Here is a 26,808-nt window from a genome sequence, read left to right on the forward strand (position 1 = left end):
ATCCAACGAACCGCGAGATCACTGATAGGGACGGACGCGCGTGGACCTGTTCGAGTACCAGGCGAGGGACCTCTTCGCCAAGCACGGTGTACCGGTGCTGGCCGGTGAAGTCATCGACACGCCTGAGGCAGCCCGCGCGGCGACCGAGCGTCTGGGCGGCAAGTCCGTCGTCAAGGCGCAGGTGAAGGTCGGTGGGCGTGGAAAGGCCGGCGGCGTGAAGCTCGCCGCCACCCCGGACGAGGCCGTCGCTCGCGCGACGGACATCCTCGGCATGGACATCAAGGGCCACACGGTCCACAAGGTGATGATCGCCGAGACCGCGCCCGAGATCGTCGAGGAGTACTACGTCTCGTACCTCCTCGACCGCACCAACCGCACCTTCCTCGCCATGGCGTCCGTCCAGGGCGGCGTGGAGATCGAGGTCGTCGCGGAGGAGAACCCCGACGCCCTCGCGAAGGTCCCGGTCGACGCCAACGAGGGCGTCTCGATCGAGAAGGCCCGCGAGATCGTCGCGCAGGCCAAGTTCCCGGCCGAGGTCGCGGAGCAGGTCGCCGAGATTCTCGTGACCCTGTGGGACACCTTCATCAAGGAGGACGCCCTCCTCGTCGAGGTCAACCCCCTCGCGAAGGTCGCCTCCGGCAAGGTCATCGCCCTCGACGGCAAGGTGTCGCTGGACGAGAACGCCGAGTTCCGCCAGCCGGAGCACGAGGCGCTCGAGGACAAGGACGCGGCCAACCCGCTTGAGGCCGCCGCGAAGGCCAAGAACCTCAACTACGTCAAGCTCGACGGTGAGGTCGGCATCATCGGCAACGGCGCGGGTCTCGTCATGAGCACCCTCGACGTCGTCGCGTACGCCGGTGAGAACCACGGTGGCGTGAAGCCGGCCAACTTCCTCGACATCGGTGGTGGCGCCTCCGCCGCCGTCATGGCGAACGGCCTGGAGATCATCCTGGGCGACCCCGACGTCAAGTCGGTCTTCGTCAACGTCTTCGGCGGCATCACCGCGTGCGACGAGGTCGCCAACGGCATCGTGCAGGCGCTGCAGCTGCTCGCGGACAAGGGCGAGGCCGTCACCAAGCCGCTCGTCGTCCGCCTCGACGGCAACAACGCCGAGCTGGGTCGCAAGATCCTCTCCGACGCCAACCACCCGCTGGTCCAGCGCGTGGACACCATGGACGGCGCGGCCGACAAGGCCGCCGAGCTCGCGGCTGCGAAGTAAAGGAAGAGGGACAGAACAGCCATGGCTATCTTCCTGAACAAGGACAGCAAGGTCATCGTCCAGGGCATGACCGGTGCCACGGGCATGAAGCACACCAAGCTCATGCTGGCCGACGGCACGAACATCGTCGGTGGCGTGAACCCGCGCAAGGCGGGCACGTCCGTCGACATCGACGGCACCGAGATCCCGGTCTTCGGTACGGTCGCCGAGGCGATCGAGAAGACGGGCGCGAACGTATCCGTCCTCTTCGTACCGCCGGCCTTCGCCAAGGCCGCCGTGGTCGAGGCGATCGACGCGGAGATCCCCCTCGCGGTCGTCATCACCGAGGGCATCGCCGTCCACGACTCGGCCGCGTTCTACGCGTACGCCGTGGCGCAGGGCAACAAGACCCGGATCATCGGCCCGAACTGCCCCGGTCTCATCACGCCGGGTCAGTCGAACGCCGGCATCATCCCGGGCGACATCACGAAGCCGGGCCGTATCGGTCTGGTCTCGAAGTCGGGCACGCTGACGTACCAGATGATGTACGAGCTGCGGGACATCGGCTTCTCGTCCGCGGTCGGCATCGGCGGTGACCCGGTCATCGGTACGACGCACATCGACGCGCTCGCCGCGTTCGAGGCCGACCCCGACACCGACCTGATCGTCATGATCGGTGAGATCGGTGGCGACGCGGAGGAGCGGGCCGCGGACTTCATCGCGAAGAACGTGACGAAGCCGGTTGTCGGTTACGTCGCCGGGTTCACCGCGCCCGAGGGCAAGACGATGGGCCACGCTGGTGCCATCGTCTCGGGCTCGTCGGGTACGGCTGCCGCGAAGAAGGAGGCCCTCGAGGCCGCCGGTGTCAAGGTCGGCAAGACGCCGACCGAGACGGCGAAGCTGGCGCGGGAGATTCTCGCCGGCTGAGTCGGTCAGCTGAACCTTGGTGGGCTCGTTCCGTTCGTCGGGGCGGGCCCACTGGCGTTGGTGCGGGTGCCGTGGATGCACCGGGCACCCGGAGTCGATGGCTGTGCCCACCCGTTCCGCCCCAGCGGAACGACTGCCCACAGCCGGGGCGGGGCGGGGCGGGTGACGCGGGTTCACTTTGGCTCTGGTTGGACTCTTTCCGGACCGTTTGCTGCTGCCTTTCGTAGCTTTTTCCGCAGGCTGAGTTCCTTTCGGGACAAGGGGCCCGGGGCCGCTTGCGGGGGTACTCCCTGGATGGTGGTGCCCGGCGCCACCGGGGGCTCGTACTGGGTGGGGGCCGTGCGGACGGTGAACGTGGTGGCGCCGATCAGGGCGGCCGTCAGGGCGACGGCCGCCTGGGTCCAGTTGCGGGCGCGGCGTTCGCTGCCCACGCGGACGGACGACGGGCGGGCGGCGCGCAGGCGGGCGTGGGTGGCCAGGCCCGCCAGCCGGGGGGCCAGCTGGGCCGGCTCGGCGAGGTCCGGCAGGCGGTCCGCCACCGCCGCGCGGGCGCGCAGCAGACGGTTCGCCGCCGCCAGGCTGCTCGCCTCCGTCTCCGCCGCCGTCTCGGGCAGACCGAGGCCCAGGCCGTCGTGGAGGAGCAGGGTGCGGCGGTGCGGCGGGGGGAGCAGCAGGAGGGCGGACAGCAACGCCCGGTCAGCCGGGTCGGCGGGCGGTGGCTCCGGATGGCGGTGCCGGGCGCGGAACCGGTGCCAGGGGGACAGAGCGCACTCGTACGCCATGGCTCGTACCCACCCCGGCGGGTCCGGGTCCACGGCCACCTCCGGCCAGCGGTGCCAGGCCAGCTGGAACGCCCGCTCGACCGACTCGCGCGCCAACTCCCGCCGCCCGGTGAGGAGATAGGTCTGCCGTACGAGGGCGGGGGCGCAGAGCCCGTACAGCGCGTCGAATGCCTGAGCGGGTGTCAGGGGGGTGCCGGGGACGGGGGCGGCGACTGTCTCGGAAACGGCCGCGGACGGGCGTGCCGCCGCAAGCAGGCTCGCGTACGTCTGTGCCTTGCGTCCGCGTGGTGTCGTACGGCCGGTCTCCCATGCGCGTACCGTCTCGCGGCTGACGCCCACCCGCCTGGCGACCTGGGCCTGCGTCAGGGACTGGGACTCGCGCAGGCGCCGGCGTTCGGCGGGCGGGGGCAGCGGAATGGCGGGGCTCTGCGTCACCGGGGACCCCTTCGGGCGGAACTGTGCATAAAGCGAATTTTGAGTGACACGTCGTAACTTCTCCTGTTACGGCGGGAAAGCGCGTGTCGTTGGGACCATGGCGCTCGTGACCCAGACGACCGGCCGCCGGTTTCCCGCCCTGCCCCTGTCCCGCCCCCTGTCCCGCCCCCCGCGTACCCGGGTCCGTGACCGGCTGCGCGACCGTTCCCCCGGACTGGGCGTCGGCCTGCTCGGCGGCGCGCTCGCGGCCGGACTCGGGCTGGGTTCGTTCGCCGTACTCGTCATGGTGCTGTGGATCAGCTCGCCGTATCCGGACAGCGGTCCCGACGGCGCGCTGCACATCGCCGCCGCCCTCTGGCTGCTCGCCCACGGCACCGAACTCGTCCGCGTGGACGGCCTCTCCGGCGCCCCCGCCCCCGTCGGCATCACCCCTCTGCTGCTGCTCGCGCTCCCCGTCTGGCTGCTGCACCGCGCCGCCCGCGACGCGACCGAGGGCCCGGAGGAGGAGGGGGCGGCGCAGGACGCGCCTCTGCTCCCCGTCCGTACCGCCTGGCTCGGCGTCGTCACCGGGTATCTGACCGTCGGCGGAGGTGTCGCGCTGTACGCGTCCGGGGGCGGGCTGCGTCCCGACTGGGCGTCGACGGCCGTATGCGTGCCGCTGCTCGCCATGGCCGCGGCGGGCGCCGGGGTGTGGACGGCGTACGGCCGCCCGCGCGGGCCCCTGTCGCCGCGGATCCTGTATCTGCTGCCCAGGTTGGTACGCCGGCGTGTCCTGAACCCGGGTGCCCGTGGTCGTGGCCTTGCCGCCGGGCGGGCCGCCGGGGCGGGGATCGCGGTGTTCGTCGGGGGCGGCGCGCTGCTCCTCGCGGTGTCGCTGGTGGGGCACGGCGGGGCCGCCCGGGCCTCTTTCCTCCAGCTGACGGAGGCGTGGTCGGGCCGGATCGCCGTACTGCTGCTCTGTCTGGCGCTGATGCCCAACGCGGCGCTGTGGGGTGCGGCCTACGCCCTCGGGCCGGGTTTCGCGCTCGGCGCGGGCCATGTCACCGGCCCGTCGGCCGCCGACCCGGCGCCACTGCTGCCGCCCTTTCCGCTGCTGTCGGCGGTTCCGGACGCCGGCCCGGGCACCCCGCTGACCTGGGCGGTCGCAGCCGTACCGGTGGCGGCCGGGCTGACCACGGCCTGGTTCACGGCCCGGGCGGCGAGCTCAGGGGAAGGGAGAACGCCCTGGTCGGGCGGCCGTACCGCCGCGAACGCGGGTCTGGCCGCCGTGCTGTGCGCCGGCGCCCTGGCGGCGTTGGCCGCGCTGTCGGGCGGGCCGCTCGGCAGCGACAACCTCGCCCACATCGGGCCGGTGTGGTGGCAGACGGGCGCGGCGACGCTGGCCTGGACGACGGTGGTCGCCGTACCGACGGCGCTTGGGCTGCGCGCGTGGCGACTGCGCTGGCGCCGCCCGAAGGACACCGGTGTCGGTGTCGGTGTCGGTGGCAGGGCCGGTGTCAGTACCGGCACGGGCATGCCGACATCCTCCGCCGACCTCGGCACGACGAGGACCCCGCTCGAGACGGCCCCCGCCACCACCGACGACGCGTACGAGGCGAGCGACCCCTACGAGTTGGAGGCCGCCTACGACTTCCTCCCCGCCGACCTGCCGTCACCCACGCTCTCGCCCTGGTACGACACCGCGTCCCGCGAGGCCCGCTGGGCGGCGCTCAAGGAGGCGTCGTCCACGCCGACTCCGCCCGAGCCGGAAGAGACTCAGCCGTAGCCCCGGAGCCACAGCCGCGGCTGGGATCAGCCGGTCTCCCCGAACACCTTCCGGAGTTGCTCGGGGAGGAGGTCGGTGCAGTCCTTCTTCGCGGTGGTCGTGAGGGCGTCGTTCGTGCACGTGTAGTAGTCGCGGTAGACGAACTGGAGAGTGAACGTCGTGGCGACCATGGCGAGCGCGAGCGACGCCGTGACCAGGCCGCTGATCGCGGCCGTCCGCTGCTGCCGGCGCCCGCTGCCCGCGCCCTGCGGGGGCGCCGGCGTGTCCGGGTTGGTGGGGCCGGGCTTGGCGCGCAGGGCGCCGATGCCCCAGTTCACGGCGAGCGCGCCGAGCAGCAGCGCCACGTACGGCCAGCTGAACAGTGCGAAGAAGAACGCCCACATGCCGCTGAGCAGGGCGTACCGCGCGCGGCGCTGGGCCGGGTCGGTCGGGTCCCAGCGCGGGCCGGCGCCCGGTCCGTCGCCCTGGCCCTCGGGGCCGCCCGGTCCGCCGGGACGGCGGGAACGGTCGCCGAAGCCGCCCTGGGAGCGGCCGGGCTGCCGGTCGCTCCACTGACTGCCCCACGGGGAGCGCCCGCCGTCGCCGGAGGCGTCGTCGCCCGCCGGGCGGCGGGGCTGCCAGGGCCTGTCCGGGGTGCCCTCGGGCGGCGGGGCGAACGGATTGTCGTCCGGGGCCGCGCTCTCCTGCCCTTCGCCGTTCTTCTTGCCCGAGGGCGCGTCGGGCGGCGACGGGGGGCGCTCCCGCAGCAGCACCGACTGCGGGGTGAGCGTGAGGAGTCGCAGGCTGCGGTCCGACATCAAGTGAGCGTCTTCCCCTTGTTGGTTACCACGTTGGTTTACCACTCTGGTTACGGCTTCCCGGCATGAGCCGTCACCCCATGAACGCGCCGTACGACGACGGCGTTCCCGGACCGGCTCCTCCCAGACGCTACCTTCCGGCCACGCCCCCGTCCCGTGGGGGCTGTCCGTAGTGCCGGTATCGTTGCTGGCGGTCGGCCGCTTCGTAGACTTCCCCGTATCCCCGGGCGCGAAGCATTCGTATGAATACACGAGCCGCCCGCACAAACTGCTCCCCCGAGAAAGGCCCCCGCCGTGGCCGAGTCCCAGGCCGCCAAGCGTCTTGTCGTACTGGTCTCCGGATCCGGTACGAATCTGCAGGCGCTCCTCGACACCATCGCGGCCACCGGCACCGAGGCCTACGGCGCCGAGATCGTCGCCGTGGGGGCCGACCGCGACGGCATCGAGGGGCTCGCGCGCGGCCGGCGGGCCGGGCTGTCGACGTTCGTGTGCCGGGTCAAGGACTACGGCACCCGGGACGAGTGGGATGCCGCGCTCACCGCCGCCGTGGCCGCGTACGAACCCGATCTGGTGATCTCCGCCGGATTCATGAAGATCGTGGGCAAGGAGTTCCTGGCCCTGTTCGGCGGGCGGTTCGTCAACACGCATCCCGCCCTGCTGCCCAGTTTTCCGGGGGCCCACGGCGTACGCGACGCGCTCGCGTACGGCGCCCGGGTCACCGGCTGCACCGTCCACTTCGTCGACGACGGCGTCGACACCGGTCCGATCATCGCTCAGGGCGTGGTGGAGATCCGGGACGAGGACGACGAGAGCGCTCTGCACGAGCGCATCAAGGAAGTCGAGCGAAGGCTGCTCGTCGATGTCGTGGGGCGGCTCGCCCGCAACGGCTATCGCATTGAGGGACGAAAGGTAGTTATCCAGTGACCGCCGACATCACTGTCACGGCCGAGAGCAACAAGCGGGTCGTCCGACGGGCGCTCATCAGCGTCTACGACAAGACCGGCCTGGAAGAGCTGGCCCGTGGCCTGCACGAGGCGGGCGTGGAACTCGTCTCCACGGGATCGACGGCGGGCCGGATCGCCGCCGCCGGCGTCCCCGTCACCAAGGTCGAGGAGCTCACCGGCTTCCCCGAGTGCCTGGACGGCCGGGTCAAGACCCTGCACCCCAAGGTGCACGCGGGCATCCTCGCCGACCTGCGACTGGAGGACCACCGCAACCAGCTCGCCGAGCTGGGCGTCGAGCCCTTCGACCTGGTCGTCGTCAACCTGTACCCGTTCCGTGCGACGGTCGCCTCCGGTGCCTCGCCCGACGAGTGCGTGGAGCAGATCGACATCGGCGGCCCGTCGATGGTCCGCGCCGCCGCCAAGAACCACCCGTCGGTCTCCGTGGTCACCAGCCCGGCGCGGTACGCCGACGTGCTGGCCGCGGTCAAGGACGGCGGCTTCGACCTCGCCGCCCGCAAGCGGCTGGCCGCCGAGGCCTTCCGGCACACCGCCGAGTACGACATCGCGGTCTCGAGCTGGTTCGCGAGCGCCTACGCGCCCGCCGACGACTCCCAGTTCCCCGACTTCGTCGCCGCCGCCCTGGAGCGCAAGAGCACCCTCCGCTACGGCGAGAACCCGCACCAGCCCGCCGCGCTGTACGTCGACGGCACGGGCACCGGTCTCGCCGAGGCCGAGCAGCTGCACGGCAAGGAGATGTCGTACAACAACTACACGGACACGGACGCCGCCCGCCGTGCCGCGTACGACCACGACGAGCCCTGCGTCGCGATCATCAAGCACGCCAACCCCTGCGGAATCGCGATCGGCGCGGATGTCGCCGAGGCGCACCGCAAGGCCCACGCGTGCGACCCGCTGTCGGCCTTCGGCGGGGTCATCGCCGTCAACCGGCCGGTGAGCAAGGAGCTGGCGGAGCAGGTCGCGGAGATCTTCACCGAGGTCATCGTCGCGCCCGACTACGAGGACGGCGCCCTCGAGGCCCTCGCCAAGAAGAAGAACATCCGCGTGCTGAAGGCCCCGGCCGCGCCCTCGCACCCCGCCGAGGTCAAGCCGATCGACGGCGGTGCCCTCCTTCAGGTGACGGACCGGCTCCAGGCCGACGGCGACGACCCGGCCAACTGGACGCTGGCGACGGGCGAGGCGCTGTCCGCGTCCGAGCTCGCGGAACTCTCCTTCGCCTGGAAGGCGTGCCGGGCCGTCAAGTCCAACGCCATCCTGCTGGCCAAGGACGGTGCCTCGGTCGGCGTCGGCATGGGCCAGGTCAACCGCGTCGACTCGGCGAAGCTGGCGGTCGAGCGGGCCGGCGAGGAGCGGGCGCGGGGCGCGTACGCGGCCTCCGACGCGTTCTTCCCGTTCCCCGACGGGCTGGAGATCCTCACGGCCGCCGGGGTCAAGGCGGTTGTGCAGCCCGGCGGTTCGATGCGGGACGAGCTGGTCGTGGAGGCGGCGCAGAAGGCGGGCGTCACGATGTACTTCACGGGGACGCGGCACTTCTTCCACTGAGACAGAGTGTGCGACTGCGGCCCGTCGGAACCCCGGTTCCGACGGGCCGCCGGTCGTGGTGGCCGACCCGGTCTTTCGGGACGCGAGCGGAATGGCTCATACCTGGGTACAGACGCCGGGATTCCGCTGCGACGGTGTGACGACAGGCAACGAGTCTGGTCCCACCCGCCTCCGGAGGTCCGAACATGCGCAGAAGAACTCGTGGAATCCGTGTCCTTGTCGCCGCGGTCGGTTCCACCCTCGCCCTCGGGCTCGGCACCGCGTCGGCGTCGGCGTCTGCGTCTGCTGCCGGGCAGGGCACGGCGGCGGTCCCGTGTCCGTCGGGGTTCGTGTGTCTGGTGTCCACGGACGGGATGATCAGGGCGACCGTGATGGAGGGGGCGACCGGCTCCCTCCTGCCCGCGATGAGGGCCGCGGAGATCACCAACAACACGTCGATCTGGTACTGCGTGACCGGTACCACGACCAGGGGCATCGCCCCCGGCGACACCCTGTTCGGGATCGACGGCATCCTCGTCCGCCGACTGGCACCCTCGTACACCGGTACCTGCCCGGCGTAGGACCCGCGCCTCCTGACGCAGGAGCAGGGCGGCTGTTCAGGGACGTGGAGTGGGCGACGACGTGACCCTGGTCGCCCGTTCGCAGTTCGGCCAGTCGTGGAAGTCGTGGTTCCTGCTCCACAGGCGCTCGGCCGCGTCGATGTTCCACGCCGGGTCCAGGGCCAGCGGTGGTGTGCCGCCCAGTTCATGCGTACCTTCGGCGACGCGGTGACCCGGCGCAGGGTCCGCGGTCCGAAGTCCGAGTCGACGCCGATGTCCGCGCCCTTGTCGTGCAGCAGTTGCTGCACCTCGTGGACGCAGGTGTCGACCGGGTCCGTCACCGCGTCCCCGGTCTCCCCGTCGACCTCTTCGCCCGCCGCATGCGCCTCCGCACTCGGCTCCCCGTTCTCCTTGCGCTGGGCCGTGTCAGTGAGTGCCCAGAGCCGGTGCAGCGACCGCAGTGCGTCCGGGGACGCGCCGCAGACGGTGCCGAGGCGGTGGACGCTTCCGTGGTCCTGCGGCACCGAGGTGCCCTTGCATTGACATCCTCGCCTGCGTGAACGCGGGCGATTCCGGTCGGCACAGCTAAGCGATGCTCCCGTGGGTTCCTGCTTCATCGGCCCCTGCCACCCGAGGGTGGTCTGCCAAGGGCTGCTGAGCGCGGGGCGACGCACCAGGGCCGTGTCTCCCGCTGTGCGCGGTGGGACACGGCCCTTGATTACCTGCTCTTACCTGCTCTTACCTGCTCGTACGCGCTCGTACCTGTCAGTGCCTACATGTGGGCGGCCGGGTACTTCGACCGGTTGAACCAGGCCGCGCCGTCCGACTTGCCGACGAACACGGCGACGAGCACCGCGAGCACGGTGTGCACCAGGCCGACGATCACGAACGGGTAGACGCCGAGGACGGCGGTGATGATCGCGAACACCATCGTGGTGATCCGGACGCCGCTGCCGCCGCTGCCGAACTTCGCGCCCAGGACGATCGCGAGGACGCCCCAGGCGACGACCACCGCGGTGATGGCCCACAGGGCGCCGGACGAGAAGTCGGCGAGCTGCTGGAAGTCGACGTCGTTCTTGAGTTCCTCGTCGTTCTTCGCGGCCTTGATCGCGATGGCGGACAGCCCGATGAGGACGGCGCCGATCATCTGGAAACCGGCGATGACGAACAGCATCACGCGGGCGGCCTTCACATTGCCCGGCATGGTGAGCGGGCCGCCCGGGTAGCCGCCGTAACCCGGCTGCCCGTACCCCTGCCCGTAGCCCTGCTGGCCGAGCGGCGGGGCGCTCGGGTAGCCGTAGCCGGGCTGCTGGGGCGGAGTCTGCTGGGGGTAGCCGTAGCCGGGGCCCTGCTGTTGGGGCTGTTGCGGGGGCGGGCCGTAGGGGTTGTTCGGGTCGCCGAAACTCATGGCGGGTCTTCCTCCGTCTGCGTCAAGTGCGGGGACGACGCGAGGCACCGACGGAGGAAGGTGATGTACAGATGCGGTCCGCCCCCCGGCCCTGCCCGCGGCACTGTGCTGCTTGTCCCTTTATCGTTCTTTAGTTCGCTCGGGCTTGTCCAGCAGCACAGTGCGTGTGTTGTGCAAGTGCAACATCCGTGATCATGCGCGGTCCATCCGTCGATCATGCGCATACGTCCGGAAAGGCACCCGGATTGGAACCACGGGGTGGTCATCCGCGAGGATGGGGGTATGACCGCCCAGATTCTCGATGGCAAGGCCACCGCAGCCGCGATCAAGTCCGATCTGACCGCCCGCGTGGCGGCGCTGAAGGAGAAGGGCGTCACGCCCGGCCTCGGCACGATCCTCGTCGGGGACGACCCCGGCAGCCAGAAGTACGTCGCGGGCAAGCACCGCGACTGCGCACAGGTGGGCATCGCCTCCATCCAGCGCGAACTGCCCGCCACGGCCACCCAGGAGGAGATCGAGGCGGCGGTCCGCGAACTGAACGAGGACCCCGCCTGCACCGGCTACATCGTCCAGCTGCCCCTGCCCAAGGGCATCGACGAGAACCGCGTCCTCGAACTGATGAACCCCGACAAGGACGCGGACGGCCTCCACCCGATGAACCTCGGCCGCCTCGTCCTGAACGAGCCGGCCCCGCTGCCCTGCACCCCCAACGGCATCCTCACCCTGCTCCGCGCCCACGGCGTGGAGATCAAGGGCGCGGAGGTCGTGGTCGTCGGCCGCGGTGTCACCATCGGCCGCCCGATGCCGCTGCTGCTCACCCGGCGCAGCGAGAACGCCACGGTGACGCAGTGCCACACGGGTACGCGAGACCTGGCCGCGCACCTGAAGCGGGCGGACATCATCGTCGCCGCCGCCGGCTCGGCCCACCTGGTCCGCCCGGAGGACGTGAAGCCGGGCGCCGCCGTCCTCGACGTCGGTGTCTCGCGTACCGCAGAGGGCAAGATCGTGGGCGACGTCCACCCGGGCGTCGCCGAGGTGGCGGGCTGGATTTCCCCGAACCCCGGCGGAGTCGGCCCGATGACCCGCGCCCAGCTGCTCGTCAACGTGGTCGAGGCGGCGGAGCGCAGTGTCGGCTGAGGCGGAGGACAGGCGGGCGGAGCCCGCGGCCGTGTCCCCGGGCGCGTCCGACGAGCTCCCCGAGCCCACGGCCATCGACCCGGTCAGCGCGCCGGACGCCGAGGGCCGCCCCCGGCGTACGACGCGTCGCTTCCCCCTCTTCACGCGGGACACCGCGCGACCCGAGGGGGGCGGCCGGGCGGCTTCCGGGGACGCGCCGGCGCCGGCGCGGCAGTGGCCCATCCTCGTCGTGCTCAGCACGGTCGGATTCGGGCTGCTGCTGACCGCGCTCGACGTGTTCCGGTACGGAACGCTGCTGATCGGGGCCGCGCTGCTGGCCGGTGCGGCGCTGCGCTGGGTGGTGCCGGACGTCGGGATGCTCGCCGTACGGTCCCGGTTCACGGACATGGTCACGTACACGGTGCTGGGCACGGCCATCGTGCTGCTGTCGATGATGGCGCAGCCGAAACCGTGGCTGGAGATCCCGTTCCTGGACGACACGCTGCACTACACGATCAGCAGTCTGGGCCGGTAGGACCCGGCAGGACTCGGTAGGACCGTACTTTGTCCCGGTGGGAACCGATCCACCCTCTGACGTCGTCAAACGCCTCGGACCGGCCGACTCACGTCGAGGAGGAACCGCGATGAGCGCCTGGCAGCCGCTGCCGGACGATCTGCCGCCCGAGGTACGGCACTTCGTCGAGCAGGTGCGGCTCCTCAAGGACCGCACCGGGCTCAGCCTGGCCGCGCTGGGCGCGCGCACCGCGTACAGCAAGTCCTCCTGGCAGCGGTACCTCAACGCGACCCAGCCGCCGCCCCGGCAGGCGATAACCGCACTGTGCCGGGTCGCGGGCCTCACCCCTGTCGACGCCGAACGCTTCGGCGTGCGCTGGGAGTTGGCGGTCAAGGTCTGGCCCCGGCCGCCGGCCCCGGACCCGGCGAAGCCGGAACAGCGGGAGGGGGCGGCCTCGGTGGACGGGGCGCACGGGGCGCACGGGGTTTACGAGGAGGAGGTGCCCACCCTTCCGTGGTGGGTGGAGTCCGAGTCCCCCGGGGGTGCCGGCGCTCCCGTGGACTCGTCCCGGCGGCTGCTGCTCGTCGCTCTGCTTCTTGTGCCCGCGCTCGTGGCTCTCGCCGTGGTCGGTGCTGTCGCTTTTGGATGATGCCGTTGAGGGAATCTGACATCAACGCGCCCGATGTGACCGTACTTGTGCTTTCTGTGTGGCGATGTGTCGATAAGTTCGAGGATTTGCAACCAGGGCGCAATACGGCAGGGTTAATGTGGGCAATCGGGACGGTCCGGGGCGTCCTGTGCACCATCCAGTGGTTCGGCCGACCGGGAGGGTGGTCGGTGAAAAACTGGAACACTGGACCGTGAGCCGGGGGCGTGCGACGGTGCACCTCCAGGCCTGACAATGCTCTCGTGCGCCCCCACCCCGGGAACCGAGATCCTGACTGGGCGCATCCGTGTGGGTAGCCCAAGACAGTCAAAACGGATTCGGCCGAGGGATCCAAAGGCACCACGCACGAGAGAACAGCCGGCACGACCGGGGGGAATGAGGGGGGAAGCAATGCCTCGTTGGAGGGCCTTGCCGGATGAACTGGATCCGCAGGTCAGGGAGTTCGCGAGCCAGTTGCGCAGGCTCGTGGACCGCAGCGGCATGAACATCGCGGCGGTGGCCGACCGCACGGGCTACAGCAAGACGTCCTGGGAGCGTTATCTCAACGGCCGGCTTCTCGCGCCCAAGGGTGCGATCGTCGCCCTGGCCGAGGTCACCGGCACCAATCCCGTTCATCTGACCACGATGTGGGAACTGGCCGAGCGTGCCTGGAGCCGCTCGGAGATGCGTCACGACATGACCATGGAGGCGATCCGGATCTCCCAGGCGCGCGCCGCGCTGGGTGAGCTCGCGACGCCTGCCGCGGAGGCGAAGAGCGGGAGCGGTGGCAACGGCAGGGCCGCCCGGAGCGCGACGGTGACTCCGGGAATCGCGGGCCCCGCCGGTGTCTCACCGACCGTGCCGCCGCAGCCGACGCCCCCGGAGACCCGGGACGCGGTCGGCGGTGTGGGCGCGGGCGCGGCACGGGGAGGTGTCTCGGGCGCCTCGGTGAGTTCCGCGAGTTCGGCCGGTTCGGCGAGTTCCACCGGGTCATCGAGTTCCGTCTCGGCCGAGAACAACTCGTGGGGCATAGCCGGATATCGGGGCCCGGCGGCGAGAGGCGGCGTCGGGGGGCGCCAGGCTCCGCCCGCCGGACCACCCGGATCCGCCGGACCTTCCGGGGCGTCAGGAGCGCCCGGATATCCGGGCGCGGCGCCCTGGACGCCGGGCGTACCCGGTACGCCCGGTGGACTCGGTGGACTCGGAGCGGCACCCGGCGTCGCGCCGCAGGACGCCCGGCCGGGCGGCAACGGCGGCAAGGGGCAAGGCGGCAAGGGCGGCAGTGGCGCTTCGCGGCGCAAGCGGCGGCTCACCATGTTCCTCGCGGGCCTCGTGGGGGCGTCGGTGGTCATCGCAGCCGCCGTGATCTACACCAACCGGGGTGACGACACGCCCGAGGCCAAGCCGAGCCCGTCACCGACCAAGCCGACGGTGAATCCGAACCTGCCGGTCGGCGTGAAGTGCAGCGGCGCCGCGTGCACCGGACAGGACCCGGAGAACATGGGCTGCGGCGGCGAGTTGGCGCAGACCGCCAACAGCGTCACCGTCGGCACCACGCTCGTCGAGGTCCGCTACAGCAAGACCTGCCAGGCGGCCTGGGCGCGCATCACCCAGGCGGCCCCGGGCGACCAGGTTGACGTCACGGCGTCCGGCGCGGCGAAGCAGGTCGGCGCGGTCGACACGGACACCGACGCGTACACGCCGATGGTGGCCGTGAAGGACGCGGGCGACGCGACGGCGTGCGTCACGCTCAAGGCGACCGGGCAGAAGGGCTGCACGCAGTAGCAGGCCGTAGCAGTAGGGGTGCACACGGCAGGTCGCGAGGCCCAGGGCACCTTCCCCTCGTACGGAATCGCGGAATTTCCGTACGAGGGGAATGCCCGGCCCGGTTCGGGGCAGGCGAGCAGTACCCCACGGGAGTCCGGCACGGTCGGTCCCCGGGCGGCGGTCGCTCGTCTCTCCTCTCCCGGACGGGCGGCCGTCGCCTGCCGTGGGCGAATCTGTGGGGTGGGCCACACGGGACCCGGACGCCCGGGATCCCGGATGCGCGATAGCCTGACGGCCGGATATCTCTTGACGCCAAGAGATCGATCATCCGAACCCCCGGGGCAGCGACGCCCCACCGCCAGCTGTCATACGGAGAACGCCATGACCCGCACTCCCGTGAACGTCACCGTCACCGGCGCGGCCGGCCAGATCGGTTACGCCCTCCTCTTCCGCATCGCCTCCGGCCAGCTGCTCGGCGCGGACGTGCCGGTCAAGCTCCGCCTCCTGGAGATCACCCCGGCGCTCAAGGCCGCCGAGGGCACCGCGATGGAGCTGGACGACTGCGCCTTCCCGCTGCTCCAGGGCATCGACATCACGGACGACCCCAACGTGGCCTTCGACGGCACCAACGTGGCCCTGCTGGTCGGCGCCCGCCCGCGCACCAAGGGCATGGAGCGCGGTGACCTCCTGGAAGCCAACGGCGGCATCTTCAAGCCCCAGGGCAAGGCCATCAACGACAACGCCGCGGACGACATCAAGGTCCTCGTCGTCGGCAACCCGGCCAACACCAACGCGCTGATCGCCCAGGCCGCCGCGCCGGACGTACCGGCCGACCGCTTCACCGCGATGACCCGGCTGGACCACAACCGCGCGCTCACGCAGCTCGCGAAGAAGACGGGCTCGACGGTCGCCGACATCAAGCGCCTCACCATCTGGGGCAACCACTCGGCCACCCAGTACCCCGACATCTTCCACGCCACGGTCGGCGGCAAGAACGCGGCCGAGGTCGTCAACGACGAGAAGTGGCTCGCCGAGGACTTCATCCCGACCGTCGCCAAGCGTGGCGCCGCGATCATCGAGGCCCGCGGCGCGTCCTCGGCGGCCTCCGCCGCCAACGCCGCCATCGACCACATCTACACCTGGGTCAACGGCACGGCGGACGGCGACTGGGCCTCCATGGGCATCCCGTCCGACGGCTCGTACGGCGTCCCGGAGGGCCTCATCTCCTCCTTCCCGGTCACCACGAAGGACGGCGTGTACGAGATCGTCCAGGGCCTGGACATCAACGAGTTCTCCCGCGCCCGCATCGACGCCTCGGTGCAGGAGCTCGCGGAGGAGCGCGAGGCGGTCCGCGCCCTCGGCCTCATCTAGGACCCGCATCCACGGTCCCAACCGCTGTGCCCTCGGGCCCCGTTCAGGCTTCGGCCGGACGGGGCCCGGTTTCCGGCTCCGCCGGGGACAGCCGTTTCTCGAACCAGTGTCCCGCGTACGGGTTGTCGTCGTAGCGCGGGATCTCCGCGCAGCCGCAGGCCAGGTGCATCGCCCGCGCCTCCGTGAGCACGGTGTGCGTGTCCAGCCGTACGACGGTCAAGTGCCGTTCCGCCGCAGCGTGTTCGAGGGAGTCGAGCAGCCGGCGGGCGAGGCCGGGAGGGCGTGCGTCGGGGTGCACCCGGACATGGCGGATCTCGCCGACCCCGAGACCTCCTCCGGGCGGACCAGGGCTGCGGTGTCGAAGCCCCCGGGGCGAGGCGGAGCAGTCGGCGGGCGGTGCCGAGGGGCCGGTCGCGGCCCAGGTGGCACATGGCGGAATTCCACAGGATTCCACGGCGGCACCCCCCAATTTCGGTGAAATCGGGTGTCGGGCAAGGCCGTTGTGTGCACGCTCGGTGCATGAGCGACTACAGGGGCGACTACCGGGATGACGTCCCGGCGTATCTGACGATCCGGGTCACCGCCCAGGAGGGCCCGATCGCGGCCTTCGCCGAGCAGGAGGCGGGGGAGGCCGCGCGGCGGTATCCCGACCTGATGGGGGTGGGCGTCCCGGAGTTCTTCCACGCCAGGGAGCGAGAGGCGGGCGGCTGGGAACTCTACGGCTACGGCAGCGACACACCGCAGGGCTCCCGGGACTCGCTCGGCTCGGTGTTCCGGCTGCGGGCCAAGGAGGCCGAGGACGCCGGGGACGAGACCGCCCGGCGCAAGTGGATGGCGGCGGCGCTGCGCATGGACCGGGAGGTGGTGAACGAGGTGCGGGTACGCGGCGAGCGCTTCCGGATCGTACGGGCCTCACGCTTCGTACGGATGGGGCCGAACGGCCCGGAGCCGCCACGCCCCTCCGACCCCGACCCGGCGGAGGTCGGTGAGGCGTACCGGGTGGGGCCGCGCACCAAGGGCTTCGTGGTCGACCCCGTCACGGGTACGGGACTGTCCGACGGCATCCTGAAACTGGACCTCATCCAGTTCGTCGGCGTCACGCCCGGCGCTCCGCAGGAGGTCCGGGAGGAGGCGCGGCGGGCGATCCACACGCACCCCGGCGGAGTACTGCTGCCCGCCGTCTACATGATCTCCGAGCGGGTGGACGGGAGTTGGCGGGCCCACAACCCCGGCGCCTCCGACTCCACACCTCAGGGCGCCCGGGACGCCCTGGCTCACTGGCTGCGTGTGATGGCCCCCTTCACCCTGCGGCTGAGCCCGGAGAAGGTCGCGGAGTACGCCCTGATCGCCGACCGCCTCGACGCGAAACGCTCCAACGTGGCGACCGTCGACGGCATCCGCTACCGGGTCACCCGGGTCGAACGCCTGATCAGGATCGGCCCGGACGGCCCCGAGGGCCCACGCCCCTCCGACTTCGACCCCGAACCGCCGGTCGAGGTGCAGACCCGCCTGCTCAAGGAACAGGGCCTGTGGCGGGAGGAGGACGACGAGCCGGTCCAACTGAGCCCACGGAGCCTGGAGTTGAAGAGGCTGTGGGAGGCGGAGGAGGCACGCCGGAAGGCGGTGCGGGAGGGGCGGGGGAAGGGGGCCCAGGGGTGACGGGGGAGGGTAGGGGGCCTGAGGTCTGACGGCCAGGGGGAGTTCGGGGGCACCCTGGTCGCCAGGGTGCCCCGAGACCACGCCACCGGCATTACGGCTGGGACAGCGGCCCCCTCCTTCAACTCCCGCCGGGGACAGCGAAGTTGGGGAAGGTGGGGGACGGTTGCCGTGGCCGGTTCCCGGCGGTAGTCGGAGGCGGACGGGTCAGTGGGCGACCGCGGGTGCGGCAAGGGGAATGATCTCCCTGTCGAAGAAGCTGTGGAATTCTTCCCCGCGCTCGTACAGCGCGTCGAATCCGGCCAGCGTTTCCCGGATCAGGGCTCGATCGGCGAAGCGGTTGGCTCCCGCGGCGTTACCGTCGGCGTCGTACCGCACCTCGTACATGACGACGTCTCCGAGAATCACCACCTCGGGGACGGGCCGCTCCCTCTCGATGTCCGCGATCTTGCGGGCGTCGAGCACCCGGATATTGTCGCCCAGCTCTACTCGCAGGCGCAGAACGAACATCTCCCACTGCACATACGGGGTGACAGGGAAATCCACCACGCGAAGGCGGCGCTCCAGGATGTTCAGCTGTGCCGATTCGCGGAACTGCCGTGCGTAGACATCGCGTTTCTCGTCGACGAGGGACAGGGCCCTGTCCCAGTCTCCGGCGGCGAAGGCCTCCCAGCTGGCGAATCCTCGCTCCTTGAAGTTCTGCCCACGCTCGAGCTTGTTCAGGAAGCGAATGCCGCTGTTCCGCATTCGATGGAAATCCGCGTGGTAGGTGGGCCGATCCATGCGTTCGGAAAGGCTGCCTGGGAAGGAATCAAACACTGGGGATATCCGGTTTCGCCGCGACCAACATGTTCCTTGGGATGACAACGAGCCGCTCGTCGGACCCGAGCGAGACGCCGGCCGGTAACTCCCTGCCGAGTGACTCCGTGAGATCCCGGCCGATGACGGCGATGTCCCCGTTCTCGAGCTCCCAGATGTCCGGGCAGTCAGGCGTGTCGGTTGTGTTTCCCAGTTCCTGTGGTGACTTTCCCAGACGCCGCTTGAATGTAGTGGTCGGGTCGGCTTCCCACGGCCTGGTCATGCCATCGCCCCCTCGATTAGGCCAAAGTCTCACTAATTTAGCACTCGACGAATCTGATTCGCCAGGTCAAAATCAGACTTGGTCAGGGGTGGTCATATCGACGGTTCGATTCGGTCAGCGTATATTAAGAAGATCCGCAAAGTGGTTTGGACAGGGGGAACCGTGGAACCGGAAACGGTCTTACTCGCGCAGAGCGCTGGAGTCACGCTCGTCACCTTGATGACAACCGACGCCTGGAATCGCACCCGCGAAGGGTTCGCACAACTGTGGCGCCGAGCGCAGCCGCAGCGAGCCGAGGCTGTTGTCGCGGAACTGGAAGCGACCCGCGAAGACGCTCTGGCGGCCGCCGAACTCGATGACACGGAGACGCTCGGCGAACTGCACCTCGAATGGCAGGGACGACTCCGACGCCTGCTCGCCGCCCGACCCGACGCCGCTGTGGACCTGCGCCGACTCCTCGACGAACTCGAGCCGGGCGGCTCGACCGGCCCCTCGGGCAACACGATCAACCAGTGCCCCTGTCCCTGCTCAACCGTCCCGAGATCGACGCCGTTCTTCCCCGTGCGCGCTGTGAGACCGCCCTGAGGGCGTTGCTCGACCAGTCGCTGACCGACGGCGTAAGCGTTGTTTATCAATCGGGGTGAGGGGCGTTGCGAATCCATACGTACCCTGGAGGGAGGGGTGACCCTGGAGAGGCGAACGACTTCGGCTCGCGGATGCGTTGTGGGGCGATAACCGGGCGGCGGAGGATCTCTTCGAACCAGGCAGCGGCGATCCGCCCCAACTCCTGAGGCGATCCGGTGGCCTCCAGCGACTCCACGTCTTTGCTGAACTCGCGGGCGGGGGTCGAATCGTGCACCTGGCTGCACACGAGTCTGTCACCGACCATGGTGGCGCAAAGTGTCCTGAGGACAAGTTTGTTCTTCAGGTCACTCACGTCCACGACAGCTCGGACTACGTCCTCTCCACTCGCAAAGATGTCGTCCCTTACCGGTTCGACTGGTTCATGTTCGTCTTCTTCGTCGTCCAAGCCGGGGCGATAGGCAAGCACAAGCGTATGATCCGGGGGGCACTCTGGCCAGGAGCGCGCAAAATCCTGTAGAACGCCAATAAAGACTCTCTGTTGCTCGCTTGTCTCGGAAACTTCTATGTCGAACCAGTCGTCATCCATTGTGTCAGTTTACGGCTGCCGGGTGCGGCGTGGGAATGCCGTCCATCATTCGGCGCTGGGGCCGTTGCGAGCCCAGCGGTGCCCGGTCGGTAGAGCCGTGCCCGGGGCAACGGAGTACCACCTTCCCGGAGGGCGCATTGCGTGGATGACCGGGCGGCGGACGATCTCCTCGAACCAGTCGGCGGTGATCCGGCCTAGTTCTTCCGGTGATCCGGTGGCGTTGAGTGGCTTTACGTCCTTGCTGGGTTCAGGCCCGAAGGAGTCGTTCCGTTCCATGCATATGAGACTGGTGCCGACTAGGGTAGCGCCCAGGACCTTGAGGCGAAGATTCTTTCCGAAGTCGATGACGTCAACGATCGCTTCAAGTACCGATTCCCTGTTGACGAAAGCCCACTCCAGCGCGGCGTCGTACTCCCTGTAACCGGTTGGGTGAGGTGCGACGCACGACGTCCAGAAAAGCCCTGTGCTGGCTGTTCGCGCCGTCATCATCGAGCCAGTCGTTATACATGATTGCAGTATGCGATCTCGATATGTCTGGGGAGTGCCACGGGCTCTTCCGAGCTCAGCAAAGTGCCCCGTCCGTCTGCCTGGTCCACGCGGGGGACGTCACAGCGTCAGGCAGTGCCGGGGCCGTTGCGGACCCAGCGGTGACCGGTGGCCAGAGCAGCGCCTGGGGCGGCGAAGTATGCCGCGCGGACCAGGCGGGGCGACGATGGGGCGGCGGACGATCTCCTCGAACCAGGCGGCGGCAATCCGGCCCAATTTCTCTGGCGAACAGGTGGCCTGCAGCGGTTCCACGTCCTCGCTCGGCTGTGGCCGGTAGGTGGAGTCGTGCCGCTCGCTGCAGAACAGACGGTCGCCGGCCACCGTCGCGCCCAGAGTGTGCAGGAGCAGGTTCTTCACCGGGTCGGACAGACCGACGATCAGCATGAGGACAGACTCTCCGGCGTCCGCCTCTTCTGGGGAGAACAAGAGGACAGCTGTCTCGCTCGGTGGGCATGCGGGCCAGGTTCGCGCGGAATCCCGCACGACGAAGTAGCCACCGGTGGATCCGTCGTCCCAGCAGCAGGGCAAGGCCGAATGCACCCTGAGGCTGCCTAGGCGGGTCACCCCCGAAACCTTCGAGGGACTTCAGTCGCCCTTTACCTCGGCGACGAAGGACGCCCACGCGGCGGCCGTGAAGAGGACGGCCGGGCCGTGGGGGGCCTTGGAGTCGCGGACGGGGACGAGGTTGGTCATCCCGTCGCCGACTTCGAGGCACTCACCGCCGTTGGTGCTGCTGTAGCTGCTCTTGCGCCACACAACAGACAGCTCGCTTGCGTTGATCATGTGTCCAGCTCCTTCAGATGCCTGCGGATCAACTCGGCCGATGCGTCGGGCGACAGGGCAACCGCCCTGAGCAGATCATAGGCTCGGATTCCCTCGGTCACCTCGTCCTGGCCGAGAGCTGTTCGTCCCGGAGAGAAGCCGTCGACGTGGAGCACGTCCGGCCCTTCGTCGAACCCGAGGACAGTGAACGGGCCTGCCAGCCCAGGATGCGCGACCACCGTCCGAGGGATGACCTGGATCACCGTGCGTGGGTGTTGACCCGCTGCCAAGAGGTGCTCGAACTGGGCTCGCATCACGGCCTCGCCGCCGATGTGACGCATGAGAACGTACTCGTCGACGATGAACCAGGTTCGAGGGCGTTCCTCGCGTTCGAAGATCTCCTGGCGCGTCATTCGGGCAGCCACCAGGTCATCCAGGTTGTCCGGGCGGACGGTGAGCAGCATCGCGCGTGCATAGGCCTCTGTCTGCAACAGGCCGTGGAAGACCTGGTTCTGGAACGACTGGATGGATGTGGCGTCCCCCTCCAGCTCCACGAACGGCAGGAACCAGGACGGATACGCGTAGCGGATGACCAGCGGATGCAGCCGCGCGAAGTGCCCGTCCGTCTTCAAGGCGAGGTCCAGGTCGCGCGCGAGGTCCAAGGACGGGACCCGTTTCGCCGCCTCCACCTTCGAGATCATCGACTGGGTGGTGTGGGCGAGTCGTGCCGTCTGCTCCTGCGACAGGCCCAGCTTGGTACGGATGCGGGCTAACTCCGTGCCGAAGAAGGCCAGGAGGGACTTCGTCGGGTCGGGTGCGGGGTCGGTCTCGACAGCCATGCGCAAACCTCCTCCGGCATGACCGGATCCCGGTCATGGCGACCTCCCATGACCCCGGTCAGGTCATGGCGTTCTCCCTGGTGAAGCTACCCAGCGGAGCGCAACGCTGTCCTGACAACCAGTAGTTGCCCACTCCAAAGGGGCACAGGGACACTTCGACCTGGAGAAGCGCGTGGAGACTGACAAGTGTGCGGGGACGGCGGCCCCGGAGGCCGGAGCGGTTCTGTACGACGTGCGGTCGGAGAGGGTCGGAGAGGGTCGGGGAGTACCGGGCGAAGGCCGGCCCGTATTTGTTGCTCCGCCCGCTCGGAGGTGGCCGGGAGTGGGAGGCGGCCCCCGCTGATGTGCGCCCCGCGACCCCTGCCGAGCAGCTGAGCGCCAAGGTTCGCGCCGCCAACGACCAGGCCGCGCGCAACCGGGCGGAACCGGTGAACGCCCCGGGACGCGAGATGTGCCGTCCGCCGGTGCCGGTTCCCGGCTGTGCGGAGTGTGCCGAACTCGACGCCCGGCGTGCCGCCGCCCGTGGCGGGTTCGACTGGAGCGGGGAGACGGATGCGAACGTACTGCTCCGCTCCCATCAGCGGCGGGACCATGAAGCCTGATCAATTCAGGGGAATTCCGGATCCCGGAGTCCTCATCAACGGTTACAGTATTCTCATGACCACCACCGAACCAATATCCCGCGTCGCCCTCAAGAAAATCACCCCCGACGTCTCCGCCTCGATGGGTGCCCTGCACGGTGCCGCCGTTTCCGCCGCTCAGGATGCCAAGGTCGAACCCGAGATTCTCGAGCTCATCCGGATTCGCGCCTCCCAGATCAACGGCTGTGCGTTCTGCCTCGACATGCACACCAAGGACGCCCGTGCGGCCGGTGAGACCGAGCAGCGGATCTACGCGCTGAACGCCTGGCGGGAGACCCCCTTCTTCACCGAACGGGAGCGTGCCGCACTGGCGTTGGTCGAGGCCGTGACCCTGGTGCACGACGGGCACGTGCCCGACGACGTGTACGCCGAGGCCGCCGCCGTGTTTGATGAGGCGCAGGTTGCGGCGTTGATCTGGGCCGCCACCGTCATCAACGCGTACAACCGGATCGCCATCGCGACGCGCATGGTTCCCGGGGGTTATCAGCCGGTGCAGAAGACCAGCTGAATTCGGGAATGGAAAAGCCGGGCAGGGCGAATTCTCTTCGTCCTGCCCTTCCTTTTTTCGTACACTCCGCCGGTGTTTAGAGAAGCGGCTCCGCCAGGTTCTCCAGCCATGTGCGCCATTCGCTCGCGCGTGGCGCCGGGCCCGCCCTGAGAGGGGGTTCGCCGCCGCCCGTCCATTCCGTCACCGGGCGGATTCCGTGCAGGGCGTTCACGAGCCACACCTCGCGGCCGGTCAGGTCGGCGAGGGTGCGTTCGCGGTGGGCCACGCGGACGCCGGTGCGCTGGGCCCGCTCCTGGATGAGCGCCGAGGTGACGCCGGCCAGGACGGGGAGTTGCGGCGAGGGCAGGCACAGGGTGTCGTCCTCCCACCACAGGATGCTGGTGGTGGCGCCCTCCAGGACCACGCCCGAGGGCGCGATCAGCAGCGCCTCGTCCGCTCCCGCGGTGGACGCCCGGTGCCTGACCCGGGCCAGGATGTCCAGGTCGGGGCCCTTGCGGCGAGGGACGGTACGCGGGTCGATCTGGCCCGCCGCCCAGGCCCGTACACCCGTGCCGAGGGTGGGGGCGTGGCGGAGGAGCAGTCTCAACTCCCTTGATTCCGCGCCCAGTTCGACCCGGGGAAACCATTCTCCGGTGCGCGGCAGCGCGTCGGTCATGTCCCGCCAGAAATCGATCAGCTGGCGCAGCGAAGGGCCGCCGGAGTCACCGCACGCGCGCAGGAAACGCTCCCGGTGCCGGCCGAGGGCGCGTACCCGGCCGTCGCGCAGCAGCCACGAGTCGGCGACCGCCAGTCGCTCACCGATCGCCGGAACGAAACCGTGCGCGTCCGGGCCGGTCAGTCCACGGCGGGGCGTCCACGTCAACAGCCCCTCCGCAGGCGCTGCTTGTGTTGCTGGTTGCGTCATCAAGTGCTCTTCTCGATACCTCGGTACATACGTACACGTGTACATACATACGCGCGTACACACGTACACGCTGGTCAGTACTTGCGGCCCGCCACCGCGGGTGCCCCGTTGCGGGGACCGTACGGCGCGTGTTCCAGCCACGATCCGCACCACGGCAGCACCGGTGCGAGGGCCGCCGCCGCGCGCTGCTTCGCCCGGACGATCCGCCGCCGGGGCCGCAGGTGGTCCAGGGCGTTGCCGGCGGCGGCGCTGTTGAACACGGCCGCCGCGTGCCGTATTTCGGCGAACTCGGCGACCGCTCCCACCAGTCCCGTCCTGGACACCGCCGCGATGGCGTCCGCCGCAGCCGCCGCGTCCGCAATCCCGCTGTTCATGCCGCGCGCCCCGAACGGCGGGAACAGATGCGCCGCCTCCCCGACGAGCAGCACCCGCCGGTGCTTGTCCGTGAACGCGTCGGCGACCTTGCGCAGGAAGCGGTACGTCGACACCCACAGGATCTGCGACCCGTATCCGGGCGCCTCCAGGACCTCCGGCAGCCAGTTCCGTACGGCTTCCTCCGTGCCGTACGCCTCCTGGGCGTCGTCGTCGCGGCACTGGAGGTCGACCTGGAAGCCGCCGGTGAACGGCACCCGCATCACGCTGCGGCCGCCCACGCCCGGGTGTTCGTAGTGGAAGACGCGCTCCAGGGGGAGTTCGGCCCCGGGGATGTCGGCGACGTCCACGACCACATGGAACCCCGCCGAGCGGGTGCCCTCCATGGGGATCCGCAACTCCGCCCGTACGGCGGAGCGGGCGCCGTCGGCGGCCACGACATGGGTGCCGTGCCAGACGCCGCCGTCGGCGTCGGTGAGGGTGACCCCGGTCGGCGAGGACCGTACGCCCGTCACCCGCACGCCCCACGCGAACTCCACGCCCGCTTCCCGGCAGGCGGCGCGCAGGAAGCGCTCCGTGTCGACCTGGCGCAGGCTGGTGAAGGGGGGCGGGGTGGCCGTGGGCGTCCTCGGCTGCTCGGGGAAGGTGCGGGAGTAGACCTCGCGGCCCCGGTACAGCGTGCGCCGGGTGTGCCACGTCCGTCCGTACGACGCGAACTCGGCGGCCAGGCCCGGGCGCATCCCGTCCAGCAGCCGCAGGGTCTCGCGATGCACGAACAGGGCGCGGCTGCCCGGGCGTTGACGGTCCTCCGGGTCCGCCTCCAGGAGGAGGACGGGCAGACCGTGGGCGCGCAGTCCGAGGGCCGCGGAGAGACCGACGGGGCCCGCTCCGACGACCAGTACGCGCTCGGCCGCGGGGTCTGCGGAGCTCATGCGCGTGCGCTCTCGGCCAGCATGCGGGTGATCTCCACCCGTTTCACCTTCCAGGTCGCCGTCATCGGCAGCTCCTCGAACCGCCACTGCCGGGGCTCGGCCATCGTCGGCAGGTCGGCGGTCGCCTGACGCCAGCGGTCCGGGTCCAGCGGCATCTCGTCCCGTACGCAGACCACGGGCACCGGCTCACGGTCGGCGCCCGGCACGATGACGACCTCGCGCAGCTCCTCCAGCCGGTCCATCAGCGTGTCCTCGACCTCGAGGTTGCTGTGCACGGAGTCGATCTGGTCGATCTCGCGGTCGATGAGGTACAGCGCGCCGAGCCGGCTCCGGTAGCCCATGTCGCCCATCTGCCACCACCCGCCGCCGTCGAGCTGGCGCCGGTACTGCTCGCGCGCGCCGAGGTAGGTGAGGATGCGTCCGCGCGTACGGGCCTCGATGCGACCGGGTTTGCCGGGTGCGGCGGGCCGGCCGTCGTCGTCCGTGACGCGGACCCGGGTGAAGCCGGGAATCCCGATCCCGACCCGGCGGCCGTCCGCCTTCGCCGCGCTGCGCCGGGTGAACCACTGGAAGGCGACGGGACCGGTCTCGCTCTGCCCGTACAGCTGGATCAGCCAGGCGCTACGCCGCTTCGAGGCGCCCAGCAGCCGTCGTACGGTCCGCGGGTGGATCGCGTCGAACGTCGACCCGTACGACCGTACGCGCGACAGGGGTTGGCCCGGCGCGTCCGCCAACTCCTCCCACAGGACGAAGGTGTTGGGGTGGGTCTCCACGATGCCCGGGCGGTGGCGGGCCAGCAGCGGGCCGACGGCGGCCGGGGTCGGGTCGGTGATCAGGAGCAGCGGACTGCCGAAGTGCAGGAGCACGCCGAGGAGATGGTAGAAGCGCGAGTGCACGAACGACATGTGCAGCGCGGCCGTCTCACCTCGCGTGGGCCAGCCCATCGCCTGCTGCGGTACGAGCCGGTTCCACATGGTGTTCGCGCAGTGCACGGCGAGCTTGGGGATGCCGGTGGTGCCCGAACTGTGGGTGATCAGGGCGGGTTCGCGGGGGTGGAGGCGGACCGGGGCGACGGGGTCGGCACCCGCGTACATCGCCAGCGGTTCCGCGCCGGGTACGTCGGCGCCGGCCTCGGCGTCCACCGCGAGCGTCCGGCGGACCAGCGGGGCAAGGTCCAACTCGGCGAGCGGGCCGGTGAGTTTGGCTCTGTCGGTCAGCAGCCAGGGGCGGTGCAGCCGGGCCAGCAGCTGGCCGACGACCGGTCCGGCGAGACCGGGGGACAGCAGGACGGGGACCGCGCCGATACGGGAGACGGCACAGGTCAGCAGCACGATGTCGACGTTGTCCGTCTTGTGGACGACCACCTCCTCCGAGGGCCGCACCCCGGCCGCCCACAGCCGCGCCGACAACTCCTCGACCAGATCGGCCAGTTGCGAGTAGCTGAGGTCGACCCCGGCCTCGGGGCTGACGTCGAGCGGCCGGTCCAGGGTGACGAAGACGGCCCCGTGGCGGTCGGCGGCCCGCCGGAAGACCGGGCCCAGATAGAAACCGCGCTCGGCGAGCAGGGGCTGCGGCTGTGGCATGCGCCCGTTCCCTTCTGAAGTACTGCGGGGGGTTGCGATGGCTG

The 26,808-nt window shown here is 70.1% G+C and carries 29 protein-coding genes; 15 read left to right on the forward strand and 14 right to left on the reverse strand.

The window, feature by feature from the left end; translation table 11 throughout:
• Positions 1-40 precede the first annotated feature (40 nt).
• A complete protein-coding gene (gene sucC / locus ABZ855_RS09885; protein WP_360803767.1) occupies positions 41-1,219 on the forward strand; it encodes an ADP-forming succinate--CoA ligase subunit beta in 1,179 nt (392 codons plus the stop codon).
• A 21-nt stretch (positions 1,220-1,240) separates the two neighbouring features.
• Complete coding sequence (gene sucD / locus ABZ855_RS09890; protein WP_319212911.1) at positions 1,241-2,125, forward strand: succinate--CoA ligase subunit alpha; 885 nt, start codon at positions 1,241-1,243, stop codon at positions 2,123-2,125.
• 173 nt (positions 2,126-2,298) lie between these two features.
• Here the strand turns inward: sucD and ABZ855_RS09895 are convergent, their stop codons facing one another.
• Positions 2,299-3,342 carry a helix-turn-helix domain-containing protein gene (locus tag ABZ855_RS09895; RefSeq protein ID WP_360803770.1) on the reverse strand — a complete coding sequence of 348 codons (1,044 nt, stop codon included), beginning with the start codon at positions 3,340-3,342 and terminating at the stop codon, positions 2,299-2,301.
• A 97-nt stretch (positions 3,343-3,439) separates the two neighbouring features.
• Between ABZ855_RS09895 and ABZ855_RS09900 the strand changes: the two genes are divergently transcribed.
• Complete coding sequence (locus ABZ855_RS09900) at positions 3,440-5,107, forward strand: DUF6350 family protein (RefSeq protein ID WP_360803773.1); 1,668 nt, start codon at positions 3,440-3,442, stop codon at positions 5,105-5,107.
• Between the two features lie 26 nt (positions 5,108-5,133).
• On the opposite strand, the gene ABZ855_RS09905 is transcribed toward ABZ855_RS09900, so the two are convergent.
• Entirely contained in the window at positions 5,134-5,904 is a 771-nt protein-coding gene (locus tag ABZ855_RS09905) for a hypothetical protein (protein ID WP_360803776.1), read from the reverse strand.
• A 294-nt stretch (positions 5,905-6,198) separates the two neighbouring features.
• Between ABZ855_RS09905 and purN the strand changes: the two genes are divergently transcribed.
• The 3 genes from purN (at position 6,199) to ABZ855_RS09920 (ending at position 8,968) form a co-directional block, all read left to right on the forward strand.
• Positions 6,199-6,828: a phosphoribosylglycinamide formyltransferase gene (gene purN / locus ABZ855_RS09910; protein ID WP_360803779.1), complete on the forward strand. Its 630-nt coding sequence runs from the start codon at positions 6,199-6,201 to the stop codon at positions 6,826-6,828.
• Positions 6,825-8,408: a bifunctional phosphoribosylaminoimidazolecarboxamide formyltransferase/IMP cyclohydrolase gene (purH, locus tag ABZ855_RS09915; protein WP_360803782.1), complete on the forward strand. Its 1,584-nt coding sequence runs from the start codon at positions 6,825-6,827 to the stop codon at positions 8,406-8,408. The genes purN and purH overlap by 4 nt, the downstream gene beginning before the upstream one ends.
• Positions 8,409-8,593: 185 nt before the next feature.
• Positions 8,594-8,968 (forward strand): hypothetical protein, encoded by a 375-nt coding sequence (locus ABZ855_RS09920; RefSeq protein ID WP_360803785.1) that lies wholly within the window; start codon positions 8,594-8,596, stop codon positions 8,966-8,968.
• Between the two features lie 751 nt (positions 8,969-9,719).
• Here ABZ855_RS09920 and ABZ855_RS09925 read toward each other — a convergent pair.
• Positions 9,720-10,355 carry a hypothetical protein gene (locus ABZ855_RS09925; RefSeq protein WP_360803788.1) on the reverse strand — a complete coding sequence of 212 codons (636 nt, stop codon included), beginning with the start codon at positions 10,353-10,355 and terminating at the stop codon, positions 9,720-9,722.
• 282 nt (positions 10,356-10,637) lie between these two features.
• On the opposite strand from ABZ855_RS09925, the gene ABZ855_RS09930 reads away from it, so the two are divergent.
• From ABZ855_RS09930 to ABZ855_RS09950, 5 genes are all read left to right on the forward strand, one after another.
• Positions 10,638-11,492, forward strand: coding sequence for a bifunctional methylenetetrahydrofolate dehydrogenase/methenyltetrahydrofolate cyclohydrolase (locus ABZ855_RS09930; protein ID WP_360803791.1), 855 nt, complete (start codon positions 10,638-10,640; stop codon positions 11,490-11,492).
• Between the two features lie 31 nt (positions 11,493-11,523).
• Positions 11,524-12,006 carry a DUF3017 domain-containing protein gene (locus ABZ855_RS09935; RefSeq protein ID WP_360804189.1) on the forward strand — a complete coding sequence of 161 codons (483 nt, stop codon included), beginning with the start codon at positions 11,524-11,526 and terminating at the stop codon, positions 12,004-12,006.
• Positions 12,007-12,115: 109 nt separating this feature from the next.
• Positions 12,116-12,634, forward strand: coding sequence for a helix-turn-helix transcriptional regulator (locus ABZ855_RS09940; RefSeq protein WP_360803794.1), 519 nt, complete (start codon positions 12,116-12,118; stop codon positions 12,632-12,634).
• 426 nt (positions 12,635-13,060) lie between these two features.
• Entirely contained in the window at positions 13,061-14,416 is a 1,356-nt protein-coding gene (locus ABZ855_RS09945) for an XRE family transcriptional regulator (RefSeq protein WP_360803797.1), read from the forward strand.
• Positions 14,417-14,779: 363 nt separating this feature from the next.
• Positions 14,780-15,769: a malate dehydrogenase gene (locus ABZ855_RS09950; protein ID WP_360803800.1), complete on the forward strand. Its 990-nt coding sequence runs from the start codon at positions 14,780-14,782 to the stop codon at positions 15,767-15,769.
• Between the two features lie 43 nt (positions 15,770-15,812).
• On the opposite strand, the gene ABZ855_RS09955 is transcribed toward ABZ855_RS09950, so the two are convergent.
• Entirely contained in the window at positions 15,813-16,223 is a 411-nt protein-coding gene (locus tag ABZ855_RS09955) for a GNAT family N-acetyltransferase (RefSeq protein ID WP_360803803.1), read from the reverse strand.
• Positions 16,224-16,288: 65 nt separating this feature from the next.
• On the opposite strand from ABZ855_RS09955, the gene ABZ855_RS09960 reads away from it, so the two are divergent.
• Positions 16,289-17,428 carry a DUF5954 family protein gene (locus tag ABZ855_RS09960; RefSeq protein WP_360803806.1) on the forward strand — a complete coding sequence of 380 codons (1,140 nt, stop codon included), beginning with the start codon at positions 16,289-16,291 and terminating at the stop codon, positions 17,426-17,428.
• 204 nt (positions 17,429-17,632) lie between these two features.
• Here ABZ855_RS09960 and ABZ855_RS09965 read toward each other — a convergent pair whose 3' ends face one another.
• Together ABZ855_RS09965 and ABZ855_RS09970 are read right to left on the reverse strand one after the other, a co-directional pair.
• Positions 17,633-18,244 (reverse strand): DUF6879 family protein, encoded by a 612-nt coding sequence (locus ABZ855_RS09965; protein ID WP_360803809.1) that lies wholly within the window; start codon positions 18,242-18,244, stop codon positions 17,633-17,635.
• Positions 18,237-18,506, reverse strand: a complete 270-nt coding sequence (locus ABZ855_RS09970; protein ID WP_360803812.1) for a hypothetical protein — start codon at positions 18,504-18,506, stop codon at positions 18,237-18,239. Before ABZ855_RS09970 ends, ABZ855_RS09965 begins: the two co-directional genes overlap by 8 nt.
• 162 nt (positions 18,507-18,668) lie before the next feature.
• On the opposite strand from ABZ855_RS09970, the gene ABZ855_RS09975 reads away from it, so the two are divergent.
• Positions 18,669-19,091, forward strand: coding sequence for a hypothetical protein (locus tag ABZ855_RS09975; RefSeq protein ID WP_360803815.1), 423 nt, complete (start codon positions 18,669-18,671; stop codon positions 19,089-19,091).
• Positions 19,092-19,137: 46 nt separating this feature from the next.
• On the opposite strand, the gene ABZ855_RS09980 is transcribed toward ABZ855_RS09975, so the two are convergent.
• The 5 genes from ABZ855_RS09980 to ABZ855_RS10000 all read right to left on the reverse strand — a co-directional run bounded on the left by ABZ855_RS09980 (position 19,138) and on the right by ABZ855_RS10000 (position 21,824).
• Entirely contained in the window at positions 19,138-19,677 is a 540-nt protein-coding gene (locus ABZ855_RS09980) for a hypothetical protein (RefSeq protein WP_360803818.1), read from the reverse strand.
• A gap of 45 nt (positions 19,678-19,722) precedes the next feature.
• A complete protein-coding gene (locus tag ABZ855_RS09985) occupies positions 19,723-20,166 on the reverse strand; it encodes a hypothetical protein (protein ID WP_360803821.1) in 444 nt (147 codons plus the stop codon).
• 117 nt (positions 20,167-20,283) lie between these two features.
• Entirely contained in the window at positions 20,284-20,607 is a 324-nt protein-coding gene (locus ABZ855_RS09990) for a hypothetical protein (RefSeq protein ID WP_360803824.1), read from the reverse strand.
• A gap of 201 nt (positions 20,608-20,808) precedes the next feature.
• Complete coding sequence (locus ABZ855_RS09995; protein WP_360803827.1) at positions 20,809-21,006, reverse strand: DUF397 domain-containing protein; 198 nt, start codon at positions 21,004-21,006, stop codon at positions 20,809-20,811.
• Positions 21,003-21,824, reverse strand: coding sequence for a helix-turn-helix transcriptional regulator (locus ABZ855_RS10000; protein WP_360803830.1), 822 nt, complete (start codon positions 21,822-21,824; stop codon positions 21,003-21,005). The genes ABZ855_RS09995 and ABZ855_RS10000 overlap by 4 nt, the downstream gene beginning before the upstream one ends.
• A gap of 290 nt (positions 21,825-22,114) precedes the next feature.
• Between ABZ855_RS10000 and ABZ855_RS10005 the strand changes: the two genes are divergently transcribed.
• On the forward strand, positions 22,115-22,426 hold the full coding sequence (locus ABZ855_RS10005) for a hypothetical protein (RefSeq protein ID WP_360803833.1): 312 nt from the start codon (positions 22,115-22,117) through the stop codon (positions 22,424-22,426).
• Positions 22,427-22,481: 55 nt separating this feature from the next.
• Entirely contained in the window at positions 22,482-22,973 is a 492-nt protein-coding gene (locus ABZ855_RS10010) for a carboxymuconolactone decarboxylase family protein (protein WP_360803836.1), read from the forward strand.
• Positions 22,974-23,049: 76 nt separating this feature from the next.
• Here ABZ855_RS10010 and ABZ855_RS10015 read toward each other — a convergent pair whose 3' ends face one another.
• The 3 genes from ABZ855_RS10015 to ABZ855_RS10025 all read right to left on the reverse strand — a co-directional run bounded on the left by ABZ855_RS10015 (position 23,050) and on the right by ABZ855_RS10025 (position 26,764).
• Entirely contained in the window at positions 23,050-23,877 is an 828-nt protein-coding gene (locus tag ABZ855_RS10015; RefSeq protein ID WP_360803839.1) for an aminotransferase class IV, read from the reverse strand.
• A gap of 74 nt (positions 23,878-23,951) precedes the next feature.
• Positions 23,952-25,181, reverse strand: coding sequence for an FAD-dependent monooxygenase (locus ABZ855_RS10020; protein WP_360803842.1), 1,230 nt, complete (start codon positions 25,179-25,181; stop codon positions 23,952-23,954).
• Positions 25,178-26,764, reverse strand: coding sequence for a class I adenylate-forming enzyme family protein (locus tag ABZ855_RS10025; protein ID WP_360803845.1), 1,587 nt, complete (start codon positions 26,762-26,764; stop codon positions 25,178-25,180). The genes ABZ855_RS10020 and ABZ855_RS10025 overlap by 4 nt, the downstream gene beginning before the upstream one ends.
• Positions 26,765-26,808: the final 44 nt, after the last annotated feature.

The sequence above is a fragment of the Streptomyces sp. NPDC047042 genome, from assembly GCF_040644035.1.
Taxonomy (GTDB): Bacteria; Actinomycetota; Actinomycetes; order Streptomycetales; family Streptomycetaceae; genus Streptomyces.

What these genes read in the sequence shown, in the direction of transcription:
- sucD (WP_319212911.1), top strand. Translation starts at nt 1,241, where the DNA reads ATGGCTATCTTCCTGAACAAGGACAGCAAGGTCATCGTCCAGGGCATG.
- ABZ855_RS09900 (WP_360803773.1), top strand. Translation starts at nt 3,440, where the DNA reads ATGGCGCTCGTGACCCAGACGACCGGCCGCCGGTTTCCCGCCCTGCCC.
- ABZ855_RS09905 (WP_360803776.1), bottom strand. Translation starts at nt 5,904, where the DNA reads ATGTCGGACCGCAGCCTGCGACTCCTCACGCTCACCCCGCAGTCGGTG.
- ABZ855_RS09920 (WP_360803785.1), top strand. Translation starts at nt 8,594, where the DNA reads ATGCGCAGAAGAACTCGTGGAATCCGTGTCCTTGTCGCCGCGGTCGGT.
- ABZ855_RS09925 (WP_360803788.1), bottom strand. Translation starts at nt 10,355, where the DNA reads ATGAGTTTCGGCGACCCGAACAACCCCTACGGCCCGCCCCCGCAACAG.
- ABZ855_RS09930 (WP_360803791.1), top strand. Translation starts at nt 10,638, where the DNA reads ATGACCGCCCAGATTCTCGATGGCAAGGCCACCGCAGCCGCGATCAAG.
- ABZ855_RS09940 (WP_360803794.1), top strand. Translation starts at nt 12,116, where the DNA reads ATGAGCGCCTGGCAGCCGCTGCCGGACGATCTGCCGCCCGAGGTACGG.
- ABZ855_RS09950 (WP_360803800.1), top strand. Translation starts at nt 14,780, where the DNA reads ATGACCCGCACTCCCGTGAACGTCACCGTCACCGGCGCGGCCGGCCAG.
- ABZ855_RS09960 (WP_360803806.1), top strand. Translation starts at nt 16,289, where the DNA reads ATGAGCGACTACAGGGGCGACTACCGGGATGACGTCCCGGCGTATCTG.
- ABZ855_RS09970 (WP_360803812.1), bottom strand. Translation starts at nt 18,506, where the DNA reads ATGACCAGGCCGTGGGAAGCCGACCCGACCACTACATTCAAGCGGCGT.
- ABZ855_RS09980 (WP_360803818.1), bottom strand. Translation starts at nt 19,677, where the DNA reads ATGGATGACGACTGGTTCGACATAGAAGTTTCCGAGACAAGCGAGCAA.
- ABZ855_RS09985 (WP_360803821.1), bottom strand. Translation starts at nt 20,166, where the DNA reads ATGATGACGGCGCGAACAGCCAGCACAGGGCTTTTCTGGACGTCGTGC.
- ABZ855_RS09990 (WP_360803824.1), bottom strand. Translation starts at nt 20,607, where the DNA reads ATGCTGATCGTCGGTCTGTCCGACCCGGTGAAGAACCTGCTCCTGCAC.
- ABZ855_RS09995 (WP_360803827.1), bottom strand. Translation starts at nt 21,006, where the DNA reads ATGATCAACGCAAGCGAGCTGTCTGTTGTGTGGCGCAAGAGCAGCTAC.
- ABZ855_RS10000 (WP_360803830.1), bottom strand. Translation starts at nt 21,824, where the DNA reads ATGGCTGTCGAGACCGACCCCGCACCCGACCCGACGAAGTCCCTCCTG.
- ABZ855_RS10010 (WP_360803836.1), top strand. Translation starts at nt 22,482, where the DNA reads ATGACCACCACCGAACCAATATCCCGCGTCGCCCTCAAGAAAATCACC.
- ABZ855_RS10015 (WP_360803839.1), bottom strand. Translation starts at nt 23,877, where the DNA reads ATGACGCAACCAGCAACACAAGCAGCGCCTGCGGAGGGGCTGTTGACG.
- ABZ855_RS10020 (WP_360803842.1), bottom strand. Translation starts at nt 25,181, where the DNA reads ATGAGCTCCGCAGACCCCGCGGCCGAGCGCGTACTGGTCGTCGGAGCG.
- ABZ855_RS10025 (WP_360803845.1), bottom strand. Translation starts at nt 26,764, where the DNA reads ATGCCACAGCCGCAGCCCCTGCTCGCCGAGCGCGGTTTCTATCTGGGC.